The organism is Rhizobium sp. SEMIA 4085 (assembly GCF_013004495.1).
Classification (GTDB): Bacteria; Pseudomonadota; Alphaproteobacteria; order Rhizobiales; family Rhizobiaceae; genus Rhizobium; species Rhizobium gallicum.
On the sequence record NZ_JABEPH010000619.1, the window covers coordinates 1 to 1,889 of the forward strand.

2 protein-coding genes and 1 pseudogene are annotated in these 1,889 nt (G+C 57.8%); all 3 read left to right on the forward strand.

What is annotated here, in order from left to right; translation table 11 throughout:
• Positions 1-284: YkvA family protein (locus tag C9413_RS31700; protein WP_170251484.1), on the forward strand; the 284-nt coding region annotated here is incomplete at its 5' end.
• 339 nt (positions 285-623) lie between these two features.
• Positions 624-1,139 (forward strand): invasion associated locus B family protein, encoded by a 516-nt coding sequence (locus tag C9413_RS31705; RefSeq protein WP_039846384.1) that lies wholly within the window; start codon positions 624-626, stop codon positions 1,137-1,139.
• A gap of 227 nt (positions 1,140-1,366) precedes the next feature.
• Positions 1,367-1,889, forward strand: a pseudogene (locus C9413_RS31710) (23S rRNA (adenine(2503)-C(2))-methyltransferase RlmN); the annotation flags it as partial.

Sequence of the window (1,889 nt, forward strand, 5' to 3'; positions counted from 1 at the left end):
CAGTGCGGCAGGTTCCGTTTTCACGAGATCTTGTCGCAGGCTTCTATTGCGCGCTCGATCCGGAAACGCCGACGCGCGTGCGCGGCATCCTGCTTGCGGCTCTCGCCTATTTCATCCTGCCTTTCGACATGGTCCCGGACCTCTTTATGCTGATCGGCTTTTCGGCCGATATTGCGGTGCTCTCGGCGGCTTTCGCAATGGTCAGCAGCCATATGAAAGCGAAACATTACGAGGCGGCCGATCGCGCGCTTGCCGATCAGCCGGAAGGCATGAAAACGATCTAGGCCGGTTCGGCTCCCAGCAGGTTTGGGCAGGCAATTCTTTGACGGATTTCCAATGTCTTAATGACCCTGCAACGGAATTTTGGAAGGTCAAACTCTTGCCTGAATCTTTATGTCTTAAATCTCCTCGAAGGGATGGCATCACGCCGTCAGGGCAGAATATCGTCGCGGAGCGCAATCGCGTCATACGTTAACATTCAGGCCGGAATGACACACGTGGAGACAATTCGCAGGCTCCGTTGACGCTTTGGTAACCTGAATCAAGTCAAAATAAAGCAGATCGTGACGAAGACGCCGCTCGCTCCGACAGGGCGCTGAATCGCAAGAACCGGCAGGAAATCCATGTTTGTAAAAAGTATCGTATCCGCTCTCGCACTCGTTCTCATCACGGCCGGAGCTGCAGGAGCACAGCAGACTGCTGCTGCGCCGACACGCATCCAGCAATTCCAGGCCTGGGGCGCCTACTCCTATAAGCAGGGCACCGGCAATGTTTGCTATGTGCTGTCCGTGCCGACCGAAAAGAAGCCGGCTGGCATTGACCACGGCGACAACTTCTTCATCGTCTCGCAGCGTCCTGGCCAGAACATCTCCTATGAGCCGCAGGCGATGATGGGTTATACGGTCAAGGACGGTTCGAAGATCGAAGTCGTCATCGACAACAAGACCTTCGTCATGTTCACCAAGGATAAAGCCGGCTGGGTCGAGAACGCCGCGCAGGAACCCGCGCTTGTGGCAGCCATGAAGGGCGGCAAGTCGATGACGGTCAATGCGACGTCCCGCCGAGGCACTGCCACATCCTACAGCTACTCGCTCTCCGGTATCTCCGCTTCGCTGAAGCAGATCGAAAGCTGCAAGTAAGCCACCTTGCTCTGTCTTGAAGTTCAAGGGCCGGCCTTGCGCCGGCCTTTGGCGTTTCCATCTATAGTGACGCGCGGCGAAAATGATGATAAAGCCGCGCGCAACTGCGGAAAGATCGCGGCATATGCTGCTGCTCCGTCATTCGAATTTCTGCCAACTGCCGATGCCGCCCGCCAAGTCTTCCGGCTTACCGGGATGAGCGCAGTTTGATTTCGGGATAAGAGACCATGTCCGTCATGGATGCCGTGACCATCACCAAGCCTGCCGGGCAGCCGCGCACAGAGCTTTCGCCGAAGCCCTCGCTGATAGGCTTGAGCCGCGAGGAATTGGGTAATGCTCTTCGCGAGAGGGGCGTTGCCGACAAACAGGTGAAGATGCGCGTCAGCCAGCTCTGGAACTGGATTTATGTGCGCGGCATCTCCGATTTCGATCAGATGGTGAATATCGCCAAGGACATGCGAGAAATGCTGAAGCAGCATTTCACCATTGCGCGCCCGGAGATTGTTGAAGAGCAGGTTTCCAATGACGGCACCCGCAAGTGGCTGCTGCGCTTTCCGCCGCGCGGCGCCGGTCGTCCCGTCGAAGTTGAAACCGTCTATATCCCCGAAGAAGGTCGCGGCACGCTCTGCATCTCCAGCCAGGTCGGCTGTTCCCTCACCTGTTCCTTCTGCCATACCGGTCCGCAGCGGCCGGTGCGTACCCGGACCGCGGACGCAACCCTCTCTCAGCTCCTGCTCGCCCGCGCCCGGC